Consider the following 13,731-nt stretch of genomic DNA (forward strand, 5'->3'; position numbering starts at 1 on the left):
CCGCTTCGTGACATCGCCCATCGTTCATATCTGGCGCCTCGCGTCGTGGGGCCGCACGCTCGCCCGTCACGGCGCCCTCCTGGGCATCGAGCGTGACCCGAACACCCCCGCGCCGGTCCGCCGGCTAGCGCGTATCGTCCGGTTCGGCGCGCGCATGCCTGCGCAGCCGCGCTATGCCGACGCGTTCCAGGCGATCGGTCCCGCCGCGATCAAGCTGGGCCAGACGCTCGCCACCCGCCCCGACCTTGTCGGGGAGGACGCGACCCGCGACCTGTTGCGGCTTCAGGACCAATTGCCGTCCGTTCCGTACGACATCATCCGCGAGGCGATGCGCGCCGGCCTCGGCCGCGATCCCGACACGTTGTTTTCTCGCATCGAGGAGACGCCGGTCGGCGCCGCCTCGATCGCGCAGGTCCACCGCGCCGTCACCACGGACGGTCGTCAGGTCGCGGTCAAGGTGCTGCGTCCCGGAGTCGAAGAGGAATTCGCCCGCGCGATCGACACCTATCAATGGGCCGCCGCACAGCTCGAGGGCATGAGCATCGAGGCACGCCGCCTCCGCCCCCGCCTGACGATCGAAAATTTTCGGCGCTGGACGCTGCGCGAACTGAACTTTCGACGCGAGGCGGCCTCCGCCTCGGAACTCGCCGAGTCGATGACGGCCGAACCGGATTTCGTCATTCCTGCGGTCGATTGGGCGCGTTCGACGGCCAAGGTGCTGACCATCGAGTGGATCGACGGCATCAAGCTGTCCGATCGCGCCGCGCTGATCGCCGCCGGCTATGACCTGCCCAAACTCGCGCAGACCTTGGTCCGCGCTTTTCTGCGTCAGGCGATCGCAGAGGGATTCTTCCACGCCGACATGCATCAGGGCAATCTGTTCGCCCTGCCCGGCAACAAGATCGCCGCGATCGATTTCGGCATCATGGGCCGGATCGACCGGCGGGCGCGGGTGTGGCTGGCGGAGATCCTCTACGGCCTCATCACCGGCAACTACAAACGGGTCGCGGAAATCCATTTCGAGGCGGGCTATGTCCCCAGCCACCACAATGTCGCCGAGTTCGCGACGGCGTTGCGCGCCGTGGGGGAACCTATGCGCGGCCTGCCCGTCAAGGACATGTCGATCGGCATGATGCTGGACGGCCTGTTCTCGATCACCCGCGACTTCGACATGGTCACGCAGCCGCATCTCCTGCTGCTCCAGAAGACGATGGTGATGGTGGAGGGCGTGGCGACCGGCCTCGATCCGGACATCAACCTCTGGCACACCGCCGCCCCGTTCGTGACGGAGTGGATTCGCACCGAACTGGGGCCGGAGGCGGCGCTGGCCGACCGGCTGATCCTCGATTTCAAGACGCTCGCGGGCCTGCCCGATCTCGTCCGCCGGATCGAGGCGCGCTATCCCGCGCCCGGCGGCGAGCCTCCCGCTCCGCCCCTCAAGGAAATCGAGGTCGTCCGCATCGGGGGCTGGCGCTACGCGCTCGTCGCGGCGCTTTCCGCGGCGGCGGGTGTCGGCGCGGCGCTGGCGGTCCTGCACTGACGGACCAATCCGGCAGCAGCGTCAGCCGCCGTGCGCGTGGATGATCGGATCGAACGCCTCGGGATCGGCACGAAGCCGTGCGAACTCGCTTTCGTCGATGTCGAAGCGTCGCTGATGTCCGCCGAGATCGCCGGTGTCATATTCCAGGACGAACCCGCCTCCCTCGCGCCAGGCATGCCACGCCGGGCCCCAGACATTATCGACATCGTTCTTGGGCCGTTTGGGCGTCGGTACGATCTTGTCTCCAAAGACCAGCTTCATGCCCATCTCCCTGGCATATCGCGCCATCGTCAGCGCACCCGATACGATATGCGGATCGCAAAGCTCGACGTCTTGGCCATGATGCCCCGTGCCCGGACCCTGACATGCGTCACCGCCCGTTCCGACGCGGAATTGCCCGACCCCGGCAGGTACGTCCAGGTCTGGCCATTGTCGGCAGAGAAGTCGACGTCGTCCCCGGCATCGCTCGCGTCGGTATAGCGCAGGCTCATCGCCGACGCCGGCGATCCTTCCATCAACGTGATCGCAGCGCCCGTCCATCCGTCGCCGCTGCCCAGCGCGATCGCGCTGCCCTCCGGCGTCGGCACGACGAACTCGACCGGCCCGCCGTCCAGCGGCACGATGTCGGGATTGGTGAAGCTGACGGACACCGATCCGCGGCTGCCGGGGATCGCCTTCGGGTACGTCGAGCCGTTGACCGGATCCCAGATCGTCGTCGTGCTCATCGCCATCGTCGCGTTCTGCGGCGTCACGCTCAGCGTCACATCGATCACCGATCGGCCGCTGCCCACATCCGAATCGCCCAGACAGATGCCGAGCAGGCCGATGCCGCCGTTGCACATGTTCCAGTCCCAATCGATCGTGATCCGGTCTTTGTAGACGCCGACCGGCGGCAGCGTCGCCTCGTCCGGTCGCACGAAGAATGGCAGGTCCGCAGTGCTGCCGCCGAGCAGGCCCAGTACGTTCAGTAAATTGTTCTGGAGGTAGTTGATCGTCGTCCCCTGCGCGAAAGCATAGGTGCCGCCCGCATCCGCCGACGCCTTGTACGCGACGCTGCCGCCGCCGGTCCGCAACAGCTTGAACCCGTTCGTGCTGCGGAACGTGGCGCGGATGTAGTTGCCGTTCAGAAGTACCAGCAGCGCGGTCCCGCATTGCAAGCCCGCCCGGCTTTGCAGCGCCGGCACAGCCTTCGCCTTCACCGCGCCGGGCGAATAGGTGCCGAGCGACGTGGCGACCGTCGACGTCAGCGTACACGCCGCGGCGGGTACCGCGATCAGTGTCGCGGCCAGACCAGTAAGGACGACTAAGATGCGGGAGAACAAGGCTGAATCCGTCAGACTGTTGGCGATCCACGGTTCATCACGGCCGCGCGCCTAACGAAAGGTAACTGCCCCGGAGCGGCAACATTCCCGCGCCGGACCCAACCCGCCCCCGGCGCTGTTCAGCCGTCGCCGCAGTCGCTAGACCGAGGCGAAACAAGGGGGATCAATGTCGACCACTTCCCGGCTCCTGCTCGCCGCCGCCATCATCGCCACGCCCGCCACTGCGCAGGTCGCCTCCCCGGTGACCGCGCGCGATCCCGGCCCCGCCGCGCCCGTCCAGTACGACGTCGCCTTCCCCAACGCCGTCCATCACGAGGCGCGGATCACCGCGACGTGGCGCAACGTGCCCACAGGCCCCCTGCGCGTGCAGATGGCACGCTCCTCCCCCGGCCGCTACGCGATCCATGAATTCGCCAAGAACGTCTACGACGTGACCGCCGTCGACGGCACCGGCCGTGCGCTGACGCTGACCCGCACCGACCCCTATGGCTGGAGCGTTTCCGGACACGACGGCACCGTCGCGGTTACCTACACACTCTATGGCGATCACGGCGACGGCACCTATGCGCAGATCGACATGACGCACGCGCACCTGAATATGCCGGCGACCTTCCTGTGGGCGACCGGCTTCGATGCGCAGCCGATCCGCGTTCGCTTCCGCCCCGCCGACCCCAGCTGGAAGATCGCGACGCAACTCCCCGCCGCAAGTGGTGAAGCAACCACCTTCTGGGCGCCCAATCTCCAGTATTTCATGGATAGCCCAACCGAACTCAGCAATTTCACTCTTCGCGAGTGGCAGGACGCTGGTCGCACCTATCGTCTCGCCATGCACCACGACGGCACCGACGCCGATGTCGACCGGTTCGCCGCGAAGGCGAAGAAGGTCGTGCATGCCCAGATTGCGACGTTCGGCGCGCCGCCCGCCTACGACTTTGGCACCTACACCTTCATCGCCGACTACCTGCCCTACATCACCGGCGACGGGATGGAGCATCGCAACTCGACGATCATATCCGACAAGCGCTCGCTCTACGCCGCCAACGACGCGCAGTTGAACACGCTCAGCCACGAGTTCTTCCACTCCTGGAACGTCGAGCGTATCCGCCCCGCCGAACTGGAGCCGTTCGACTTCACCCGGGCCAACCCGACGCCGTCCCTGTGGGTCGCGGAGGGCTTCACGCAATATTATGGGCCGCTCGCGATCCGCCGCGCGGGGGAGATGTCGGTGGACGCTTATCTGGCGACCCTCGGCGGTACGCTCAATGCCGTCCTCAACAGCCCCGCCCGCGCACACGGCGGCCCGAAGGAGATGAGCCTGCGCGCGCCTTTCGTCGATGCGGCGAAGGCGATCGATGCGGTCAATCCCAACATCTTCGTGTCCTACTATATCTATGGCGCAACCCTCGCCGCCGCTCTCGATCTGGAATTGCGCGGCAGGTACTCCGGTCAGTCCCTCGACACCTATATGCGCTTGCTGTGGAAGCGGCATGGCGCGCCCGAAAAGCCCTACACGATCGCCGATCTGCGCACCGCGCTGGCGACGCTGACGGGCGACCAAGCGTTCGCCGACCGGTTCTTCGCCAAGTCGGTCGAGGGTAGCGACCTGCCAGATTTTGCCGCCCTCCTCGCGCAAGCCGGACTGACGTGGCAAGCCGCCAATCCCGGCGGCGCATGGGTCGGCGCGGCCGACGTGACCGCCGATGGCCCCGCCGTGACGCTCAGTCAGTCGCCGGCGGCGGGAACCGCACTCTACGCGGCCGGTGTGGAGCGCGGCGACCGCATCATCGCGCTGGGCCGCACGACAGTAACGAGCGCGCAGGACTGGCAGTCGGCTCTGGGCCGGCTGGAGCCCGGCACGCCGCTGGATATCCGATACGTCCAGCGCGGCAAGGAACGCGCTGCCACGCTCACCCCCAACACCGATTCCACGAAGCAGCTTGTCCGCAGCGAGACTGTCGGCAAACCCATCACGGCCAAGCAACGCGCCTTCCGCACGGCTTGGCTAGGCGCGGAGTAGCCAGTTCCAGAGCGAACTTGAGCGCTGATGGCACCACGCCCGGCGAAACCGCGGCAAGCGCTTAAACCAGCCCTTGCATACTCGCGGTGAGGCGCCTCACCATCAGCGCTGCGGCTGGACTCCGGGGGGCATACCGCCCGGGCCGGCGGGGCCGCCGGGCGCGCCGCCGCCCATCATCATCTGTTGCTGCTGCATTCGCTGGATCACTTCCTGCGGCAGGAAGTCGAGCAGTTCGATGTCGAAGACCAGCGTCGAGTTCGCGGGGATCGCAGGGCTCGGCGACTTGTCGCCATAGCCGAGCGCCGCAGGGAGCCACACGCGATACTTCGCGCCCTTGGGCATCAGCTTCAGCGCTTCGGAGAAGCCGGGGACGACGCCGGACACGGGCATCGGCGTGGGCTGCTGCGACTTGTCGAAGGTGGAGCCGTCGAGCAGCTTGCCCTCGTAATTGATGAGCGCGACATCGGTGTCGGTGGGCTTGGCACCGGCGCCGGGCTTCAACACCTTGTACTGAAGACCGGAGGCGGTCGTGACCACGCCCCTTGCGCGCGCATTGCGGGTCATCACGTCATCACCCTGACGCGCCAGTGCGAAGGCGCTGACCAGTGCCAGCGCAAGCCCGATCCACAGATAGATCAGATAGCTACGCTTGACGGGGCGGAGGGGAACAGCGGTGACGGTCGACATGGAAACACCTGGAGTTGGGGGCACCCTAGTCGGCGCCGTCACCGATAATCAGTCTCGAAGTGGAGGAAGTGGAGGCCCTGCGAGGGGTTTCTCCACTTCGCCCGAAGCGCTTTTACCGGGCGCCGTCGCGCTCAGCGCGCTTGCGATCCATCTTGCGCGCACGACGGACGGCCGCGGCACGCTCGCGTGCACGCTTCTCCGACGGCTTCTCGTAATGACGGCGCAGCTTCATCTCGCGATACACGCCCTCGCGCTGCAGCTTCTTCTTGAGCGCGCGCAGGGCCTGGTCGACATTGTTATCGCGAACGATGATCTGCATAAAACCAATAAGCTCCAACGAATAAAGCGGCCGCGAACCTTGGTTCGCGCCGTGTGACGGCGGCGCTTAGCAGCGCCGTTCCAAAAAAGCAACTCGAACCGCCCCCATGCACGCCGTGCCGCGGCTGTGCCTGCTGCCCTGTGCGGCGCTTCTCGTGTAGCCGCACCCGCCTCGGCCGTGGACTCCTCTTGGCCGGGGCCCCGATCCGCCGCTAAGGACGGCGGCATGAACGGCGTCCCCCTTGTCCTGTACAACAGCCTGTCGCGTGCGATCGAAACGTTCGTGCCGATCGATCCCACTGATGTCCGCGTCTATTCGTGCGGGCCGACCGTCTACAACTACGCGCATATCGGCAATCTGCGCGCCTACGTCTTCACCGACACGCTGGGGCGCGTCTTGCGGTGGAAGGGGTGGCCGCTCACCCACATCATCAACATCACCGATGTCGGGCATCTGACCTCGGACGCCGATGCCGGTGACGACAAGATGGAGGCTGCGGCGAAGGCGGCGGGGCAGGACATCTGGGCGATCGCCGCGCATTACACGGCGACGTTCAAGCAAAACCTTCGGGACCTCAACATCGTCGATCCGTCGCGCTTTCCGCTGGCAACGGATCATGTCGCAGGCATGATCGACTGGGGATCGGCCATCGAGGCGAAGCACTGCTACCGCCTGCCCGACGGCCTGTATTTCGATACCGCGAGCGTGCCGGATTACGGCAGCCTCGCGCGGCAGGTCCATGACGAGGGCGAGAGCCGGATCGATCCGGTCGCCGGCAAGCGCAACGCGGCGGACTTCGCGATCTGGCGTACGTCCACGCCGGGCGAGAACCGGCAGATGGAGTGGGACTCGCCCTGGGGCCGCGGCGCGCCGGGCTGGCACCTCGAATGTTCGGTGATGAGCCGCCAGTATCTCGGGCCGAAATTCGACATTCACACCGGCGGCATCGACCACCGCGAGATCCACCACCCCAACGAGATCGCGCAGAATCAGGCGATGAGCGGCACCGCCGACACCGGCGCGAATTACTGGCTGCACAACAACTTCCTGGTCGAGCGGGCGGGGAAGATGTCCAAGTCGGCCGGCGGATTCAAACGGCTGCAATCATTGGTCGATCGCGGCTTCCACCCGCTGTCGTACCGGCTGATGTGCCTCCAGGCGCATTACCGGTCAGAGATGGAGTTCTCGTGGGAGGGCCTCGCCGCCGCGCAGACCCGGCTGAAGCGGCTCGTCCAGAGCGTCGAGGCTTTGCGGGCGCGACCGGCGGCACCCTCCGCCGGATCGGCAGCGGCCTATGTCGAGCGGCTCGATGTGGCGGTGTCGGACGACCTGTCGACGCCGCGCGCGCTGATCGCGCTGGACGAGTTGCTGGCCGACAAGAAGGTTTCGGCAGGCGATCGGCTGGCGGCGCTGGCCGAGTTCGACGCCGTGCTGGGCCTCGGGCTGGCGACCCTGACGCGCGCCGATCTGCGCACGCGGCCGGCGGACGCGACGATCGATGCGGACGGGATCGAGGCGAAGCTGGTGGAGCGGCGCGAAGCGCGCGCGGCGAAGGACTTCGCCCGGTCCGACGCGATCCGGGACGAACTGGCGGCGGTGGGTGTCGAGGTGATGGACGGCGACCCGATCGGCTGGGACTGGCGGCCCCTACTTTAGGGGCTGGTCGCGCGTCGCCAGCAGGGGCGGCGTCCAGTTGCGTCCGGCATCCTTCGGGATGCGTGCGGCCTCGGCATCGATCGCGGCGGCGCGGTCCTTGCTCGACGCGTGCGTGCGGCTGCGGAACAGGCCGCCGTCGATATCGCCGCCATGCTCTCGCCAGAAGCGCGCAGCGTTGCGCGGATCGTACCCGGCATTGTGGAGGAGCGCGACGGATAGCTGGTCCGCTTCGTCCTCGGTCCGCCGGAACAGCCGGCCATTGCGCCCGAACTCCGACAGCACGCCCCATTTGACGCCCGCCGCCTCCAGCCGGTTCCGGTGGTGGAGGACGTTATGCGACAGCTCGTGCGCAACGACGGCGGCGACCTCCGCATCGGTGTAGCGTTCGAGGAAACGGACACCGATCCGCACCGTCGTGCCGTCCGCCTCCGCCGTCATCTTGGGACCGAGGATCAGTTCGAAATCGGTACGGCAGCCGGGGCTGGCCGGAACGGTCACGCCGCGATCGGCGAGCGTCAGCGCCAGCGGCCGGTCGGCAGGGCGCGCGGCCAGCACCTTCAGCGTCGCCTCCCGCGTGGCGGAGGTGGGTGGTGTCGCGGACTTCGGCACGGGCGCACCGTCGATCGCGACGAGGCCGTCGTTGGCGCGCACGCCGGCGGTGGCGGCGGCGCTGCCGGGTACGACCGCCTCCACCGATACGGGGGCAGCGAAGCGGAAGGTGGCGCGCGCGGCGGGCTGCTCCTCGACCGGATACTGGTCTAGTGTGTGGATCACCAGCCCCGGCGCGGGTGCTCGCCGGTCGCACAAGCCGACGTTGGCGACCGAGAGCCGGTGGCCGATCGTGGCGAGGCGCAGGTCGGCGGCACGCAACGTCTCTAGGTCGGGAGCCTGAAGGGCAAGCAGGAGGAGCGCGATCATCGCCGCCGCGATAGCCGTCCCCTGACGTAACGGGAAGCGTCGGCGCGATTGACACACCCTCCCCCGCGCCTACACCCGGCCGCGTCAACGAGGGAGGCACTGTGAGGGCGGTAATCCTGGCCGGCGGGCTCGGCAGCAGGATCGGCGAAGAGACGTCGGTCCGCCCCAAGCCGATGGTCGAGATCGGCGGCATGCCGATCCTGTGGCACATCATGAAGATCTACGCGGCGGGCGGGATCAACGACTTCGTGATCTGCCTCGGCTACAAGGGATATGTCATCAAGGAGTTCTTCGCGAACTACTTCCTGCATACCGCCGACGTGACGATCGACCTCGAAACGAACGCGATCGACGTGCATCACGCGCGCAGCGAGCCGTGGCGGATCACGTTGGTCGAAACCGGCGCGACGACGATGACCGGCGGCCGGCTGGCGGCGATCCGGTCGTATCTGACCGAGGGCGAGCCGTTCTGCTTTACCTATGGCGACGGGGTCGCCGACATCGACGTCGCGGAACTGGTGGCATTCCACCGCAGCCACGGCCGACGGGCGACGATCACCGCCGTCGCGCCGCCGGGGAGGTTCGGCGCGCTGGAGTTCGACGGCGATCTCGTCACCAGCTTTCGCGAGAAGCCGGCTGGCGACGGCGGTCTCATTAACGGCGGGTTCTTCGTCGCCGATCCGTCGGTGCTGGACCTGGTCGAGGGGCCGGACACCTTGTGGGAGCAGGAACCGCTCAACGTGCTGGCGGCGGGCGGCGAACTGGTCGCGTTCCGGCATGACGGGTTCTGGCAGCCGATGGATACATTGCGCGACAAGCAGCATCTCGAAGAATTGTGGAGCAGCGGCCGGCCACCGTGGAAAAGATGGTGATGGACTGGACAGGTCGCCGCGTCTTCGTGACGGGGCATACCGGCTTCAAAGGCGGCTGGCTGGCGCTATGGTTGCACCGATTGGGGGCGGAGGTCACCGGCTTCGCGCTGCCGCCGCCCACCACGCCCAGCCTGTTCGACGCGGCGCGGGTAGGCGATGTCGTGCGCCATATAGAGGGCGACATCCGCGATCTGCCGACCCTGCAAGCTGCGATGTCGGAGGCGCGGCCGGACGTCGTCTTCCACCTCGCCGCGCAACCGCTCGTGCGGCTGTCCTATGACGAGCCTGTCGAAACCTATGCCACGAACGTGATGGGCACCGTCCACACGCTGGAAGCGGCACGACGTGCGGGCAGCGTCACGGCGTTCGTCTGCATCACGACCGACAAATGCTACGAGAACCGCGAGTGGGTGTGGCCGTACCGCGAGAGCGATCCGATGGGCGGCCACGACCCGTACAGCAGCAGCAAGGGTGCGGCGGAGCTGGTCGTCGCCGCCTATCGCCGGTCGTTCTTCGAGCGAGACGGCATCGGCCTAGCCTCGGTGCGCGCGGGCAACGTCATCGGCGGTGGCGACTGGGCCGCGGACCGGCTCGTTCCGGATCTGGTCCGCGCGTTCGAGATGGGGGTCGCGCCGGCGATCCGTGCGCCCGACGCGGTGCGGCCGTGGCAGCATGTGCTGGAGGCGCTCGGCGGCTATCTGATGATCGCGGAGCGCTTGCTGGCAAAGGACGCGGGCTTCCCGGACGCGTGGAACTTCGGGCCGGCGGACGACGATGCCCGGCCGGTGTCGTGGATCGTGGATCGGATGCGCGCCGCTTGGGGCGGAGACGCCGCCGCGCCGGTCGCATTTGGCGGCGCCGTCCCGCACGAAGCCGGGCTGCTGCGGCTCGACTGTTCGAAGGCGCGGGCGATGCTCGGCTGGCGGCCGGCGCTGCCGCTGGGCGAGGCGCTCGAATGGATCGTCGACTGGCACCGGCGCACCGCCGCCGGCGAGGACGCGCGTGCAGTGACGCTGGAGCAACTGGCGGACTATTCGGCGCGGTCGGGGATCGGCATCACGCCGGCCTGACCGCCTGCCCCTCCCCCGTCAGGATGTGCAGGTCGTGCCGAAATCGCCGGCGCGACCGCCAGCGTTGTCCGCGGATGTCGTCCCAAACCTCTCGGAGGGTCAGGCAGGCGAGCGCGACGGGGATGGACATGTTCAGCATCGGCCGAACGAAGGGTCCGAGCATGATGGCGTAATCGACCGGTTGCACCCGGCCGCCGAAGAAGGTCTCGCGGACAAGCGGCGGCATGGAATAAAGCGGCCAGTCGAGCGGGATGCAGATCAGGTAGCAGGCGACGATCGCGCATTTGCGTGCCGGTCCACGCCACGGCTCCATGAACACGAACAGGATCGGCAGCATCGCGGCGTAGCCACCGGCCTCGCTCGTCACCAGGGCGAAACACAGGCCGAGCGCCGTCAGCCGGAACATCGGCACCGCTTCGGGCCGCAGCCATGCCGCCGCGGCGGCGGCGACGATGAAGCCTTGAACGATCAGGGTCAGCGCCGGCAGCACCACGAGCAACGCATCGACGTTCGCCGCGCCGATCAGCGACGCGACGGGCAGGTCGCCGGCCTGCAACAGCGTCATCGTCGATGCGTAGGTGAAGGCGTACCAGAGGTTGGGCAGCGCATCCGCCTGCCCCTCCGCGAAGCCGGTGATGTTCGTCACGATCTCCCACGGCGTCCCCCGGCCGAGCATCGCGAAGCTCACGAGGTACACGATCACCACGGCGAACACCGCGCCCTCGAACCAGCGCCAGCGGCGGCGCAGCAATTGCGGGAAAAGCGTCGCGATCAAATACGGCTTGAGGTTGATCGCGCACGCGACTGCCACCCACCGCCAGCGCGCTGACCTCAGCAACGGTCCATAGGCGAGGATCAGCCCGGTGAACGCCAGCAGGATGAGGTTGCCGCGTTCGAGCGCCGCCGTCATCGGCAGCCCGGCGGACAAGGCGACGGCGCGCGGCCACGCCGTCCTGCGATCGATCCGGACGAAGGTCCGGGCGATCAGCACGACGTTCAGCACGAAGATCGCGTGGATCGCAACCGCGCCGAGCCAGTCGCAGCCCCGCGCCGCATAGCCGCCCTCACCGCCCCCGCCCTGCATGTAGCAAAAGGGCAGCCCCATCAGCTTCAACAGGACGAAGGTCAGCGGCGGGTAGACCGAGCCCCAGCTGTCATAGGTGCCCGGATCGCGCGCCCAGCCGGCGGTGCTGAACCAGTCCATCCACACCTCGCCTGCTTCGTGGAAGTAGGGCTGCGGCAGATAGCCGTGCGTCCACACGTGGATCATCGCTCGCGCCAGACCCGCGAGGATGACGATCGCCAGCAACGGCTCCAGCCAGTGACCGATCGGCCTGACCCGCGCCGGCTTCATCCGGCGGCGGCGTCCCGGAACACCCAGTGTTTCAGGACGAAGTAGTTGATGAACGAGGTCAGGACGAGCGCAAGGAACCCCGCCAGATAGTCGGACTGCACCAGCCGGTCCGCCCCCGCGAGCGTGACGAGGCTGATCAGGTAATTGACCATGTAGGAGGTCGCGAATCGCAATTTGGCCGGCCCGGCGGCTCGAAAGACGTGGCGCGAATAGGTGACGTAATTGAACGCCACGCCGATCGCATGCGCCACGACTTGCGCTATGTACAGGTTCAGACCGAGCCACACGAACAGCGCGAACAGCCCGAAACCGAACGCCGCATTCAGGATGCCCGCCTGATAATAGCGCCATATCTGCGCCAGCCGCGACCATTCGATGAGGTGAATCACCTCCGCGGCTCGACAGGAAGGCGTGGCTCCGCCGGAAAGTTGACCCGCTCCCGCTCGACCACCAGCGGCGTGCCGCGCGTGCGCTCGGACACCAGCCGCGCCTGATCGCCGATCAACCCGAGGAATCCGAACAACAGCGCGAATTGCAGCTGCACCACCGCCGCAACCAGCCACCAGCCACCCGCGCCGCCCACCAGCCACGCGATCGGCGCGGCGACCAGCGACATGGCCGCCAGCATCCCGCACAGCGCCGCAACCGGAAAGGTCAGGCGGATCAGGTTCTTGGACGAACTCGCCAGCCCCGACAGCGCGAAGTCGAGCAACGTCAGGAAGTTGTTCTTCGACACGCCCCGCAGCCGGCCCGGCCTCGGATATCGGACGATGTCGACCGGATAGCCGGTCTCCACCAGCATGCCGCGGAAGAACGGCTCCGGCTCGCGCAGCGAGGCGATCGCGTCCACCACCTTGCGGTCGTAAAGGCCGAAGCCGGTCGCGTCGGGGATGATCCGGTACTCCCCGACTTTGCCAGCGAACCAGTAGAAGATACGGCGGAGCGAGCCGAACACGAAGGTCGATCGCCCCTGCTCGCGCACGCCCAGCACGATATCGAACCCGGCGCGCCACTGCTCCACGAAGCGGCCGAGCAACTCCGGTGGGTCCTGAAAATCGGCGCACATGCCGACGACGGCCCGGCCGCGCGCCTGGAAGATGCCGTGCGTCGGGGAACGCATCTGCCCGAAATTGCGCGTGTTGACGATCAGGCGGACGCGCGGATCGGCTGCGCACAGGCCGCGGACGATCTCGGCCGTGCGATCGGTCGAGGCGTTGTCGATGAAGATGATTTCGAAACTGGCCCGCGCCCGTTCCAGCTCCGCGACGACCGCCGCGGCGATTTGCGCGGCGTTGTCTTCCTCGTTGTAGCACGGGATGACGACGGAAATACCCGGTCTATCGGTCGTCACGGTCGCTCCCTCCCAACCGGCGGTCGCCAGCCATAGAATTCGATGCCCAGCCCCACGAGCAGGATCAGCACGCCGATCGCCGCCGGGCCGGTGTTGTACTGCCGTGCGGGGTCGACGAACGCCGGTTCGAGCACGCGCACCATCGCGAAGGATGGCTGCCCGGCTGCGATCTCGCCAAGCCGCTTCTGCGTAGCCACTTGATACGCCGCGACGATCTGCCGGGCGAAGGCGGCGTCGCCTAGCGCCGCTTCGATCTGGACGATGCCGCCACGCATCGTGCGAGTGACGACATGGTCGTCCAGCCAGCGCTGCGCAGTCAGTTCGTCCGCGAGGTCCAGTCGTGTGATCAGCCTAAGCCGTCTCAGAACGCGTTGGCGGACCTCGATGCTGCGGGCGATCCGCAGCACCGCCTGCACGACAGGACGATCGCGCGTGTCGGGAAATGAGCGCGCAGGCCGATCCGCGGGATCGGCCACCAGCAACGTGACCGCTGCCCGGTGCCGCTCCGGATAAAACGCCAGCATCGCACAGATTGCCAGCGCCACGCCGAACAGAGCCCGCCGCAAGTTCGGGGATCGCAGCGCGCGTGTTCGGCGAAGCGAACCGATCAGGGTCGGGGGCGGCG

The 13,731-nt window shown here is 67.4% G+C and carries 14 protein-coding genes; 5 read left to right on the top strand and 9 right to left on the bottom strand.

The annotated features are described in order from the left end of the window. Positions 1-7: 7 nt before the first annotated feature. On the top strand, positions 8-1,540 hold the full coding sequence (gene ubiB / locus ILT43_RS03395) for a 2-polyprenylphenol 6-hydroxylase (protein ID WP_204194266.1): 1,533 nt from the start codon (positions 8-10) through the stop codon (positions 1,538-1,540). 21 nt (positions 1,541-1,561) lie between these two features. Here ubiB and ILT43_RS03400 read toward each other — a convergent pair whose 3' ends face one another. Both ILT43_RS03400 and ILT43_RS03405 read right to left on the bottom strand, forming a co-directional pair. Further along, positions 1,562-1,801 (bottom strand): hypothetical protein, encoded by a 240-nt coding sequence (locus ILT43_RS03400; protein WP_204194273.1) that lies wholly within the window; start codon positions 1,799-1,801, stop codon positions 1,562-1,564. Between the two features lie 29 nt (positions 1,802-1,830). After that, the gene (locus ILT43_RS03405; protein ID WP_204194275.1) at positions 1,831-2,862 is read right to left on the bottom strand and encodes a spore coat protein U domain-containing protein; all 1,032 of its coding nucleotides are present in this window, start codon (positions 2,860-2,862) and stop codon (positions 1,831-1,833) included. A gap of 166 nt (positions 2,863-3,028) precedes the next feature. Between ILT43_RS03405 and ILT43_RS03410 the strand changes: the two genes are divergently transcribed. Beyond that, on the top strand, positions 3,029-4,879 hold the full coding sequence (locus ILT43_RS03410; RefSeq protein WP_204194276.1) for a M61 family metallopeptidase: 1,851 nt from the start codon (positions 3,029-3,031) through the stop codon (positions 4,877-4,879). Positions 4,880-4,981: 102 nt separating this feature from the next. Here ILT43_RS03410 and ILT43_RS03415 read toward each other — a convergent pair whose 3' ends face one another. Both ILT43_RS03415 and rpsU read right to left on the bottom strand, forming a co-directional pair. Continuing rightward, entirely contained in the window at positions 4,982-5,566 is a 585-nt protein-coding gene (locus ILT43_RS03415; protein ID WP_204194278.1) for an FKBP-type peptidyl-prolyl cis-trans isomerase, read from the bottom strand. Positions 5,567-5,678: 112 nt separating this feature from the next. Next, positions 5,679-5,885, bottom strand: coding sequence for a 30S ribosomal protein S21 (gene rpsU, locus ILT43_RS03420; RefSeq protein WP_088331195.1), 207 nt, complete (start codon positions 5,883-5,885; stop codon positions 5,679-5,681). 225 nt (positions 5,886-6,110) lie between these two features. Here rpsU and cysS point away from each other — a divergent pair, with 225 nt between their 5' ends. Beyond that, the gene (gene cysS / locus ILT43_RS03425; protein ID WP_204194280.1) at positions 6,111-7,541 is read left to right on the top strand and encodes a cysteine--tRNA ligase; all 1,431 of its coding nucleotides are present in this window, start codon (positions 6,111-6,113) and stop codon (positions 7,539-7,541) included. On the opposite strand, the gene ILT43_RS03430 is transcribed toward cysS, so the two are convergent. After that, positions 7,533-8,459 carry a M48 family metallopeptidase gene (locus ILT43_RS03430; protein ID WP_204194287.1) on the bottom strand — a complete coding sequence of 309 codons (927 nt, stop codon included), beginning with the start codon at positions 8,457-8,459 and terminating at the stop codon, positions 7,533-7,535. The two genes, cysS and ILT43_RS03430, sit on opposite strands and share 9 nt — an antisense overlap. Positions 8,460-8,560: 101 nt before the next feature. On the opposite strand from ILT43_RS03430, the gene rfbF reads away from it, so the two are divergent. Together rfbF and rfbG are read left to right on the top strand one after the other, a co-directional pair. Beyond that, positions 8,561-9,331: a glucose-1-phosphate cytidylyltransferase gene (gene rfbF, locus ILT43_RS03435; protein ID WP_204194289.1), complete on the top strand. Its 771-nt coding sequence runs from the start codon at positions 8,561-8,563 to the stop codon at positions 9,329-9,331. Beyond that, positions 9,331-10,401 (top strand): CDP-glucose 4,6-dehydratase, encoded by a 1,071-nt coding sequence (gene rfbG, locus ILT43_RS03440; RefSeq protein ID WP_204194291.1) that lies wholly within the window; start codon positions 9,331-9,333, stop codon positions 10,399-10,401. Before rfbF ends, rfbG begins: the two co-directional genes overlap by 1 nt. Here the strand turns inward: rfbG and ILT43_RS03445 are convergent. Genes ILT43_RS03445 through ILT43_RS03460 form a run of 4 tightly spaced genes read right to left on the bottom strand, consistent with a single transcriptional unit; the run spans position 10,388 to position 13,672 of the window. Further along, on the bottom strand, positions 10,388-11,755 hold the full coding sequence (locus tag ILT43_RS03445; protein WP_204194292.1) for a glycosyltransferase 87 family protein: 1,368 nt from the start codon (positions 11,753-11,755) through the stop codon (positions 10,388-10,390). The genes rfbG and ILT43_RS03445 overlap by 14 nt on opposite strands. Beyond that, a complete protein-coding gene (locus ILT43_RS03450) occupies positions 11,752-12,144 on the bottom strand; it encodes a GtrA family protein (RefSeq protein WP_204194294.1) in 393 nt (130 codons plus the stop codon). Before ILT43_RS03450 ends, ILT43_RS03445 begins: the two co-directional genes overlap by 4 nt. Beyond that, the gene (locus ILT43_RS03455; RefSeq protein ID WP_204194295.1) at positions 12,141-13,106 is read right to left on the bottom strand and encodes a glycosyltransferase; all 966 of its coding nucleotides are present in this window, start codon (positions 13,104-13,106) and stop codon (positions 12,141-12,143) included. Before ILT43_RS03455 ends, ILT43_RS03450 begins: the two co-directional genes overlap by 4 nt. After that, positions 13,103-13,672 (bottom strand): hypothetical protein, encoded by a 570-nt coding sequence (locus ILT43_RS03460; protein WP_204194297.1) that lies wholly within the window; start codon positions 13,670-13,672, stop codon positions 13,103-13,105. The genes ILT43_RS03455 and ILT43_RS03460 overlap by 4 nt, the downstream gene beginning before the upstream one ends. Positions 13,673-13,731 lie beyond the last annotated feature (59 nt).

The sequence above is a fragment of the Sphingomonas longa genome, assembly GCF_016892685.1.
Lineage (GTDB): Bacteria > Pseudomonadota > Alphaproteobacteria > Sphingomonadales > Sphingomonadaceae > Sphingomonas > Sphingomonas longa.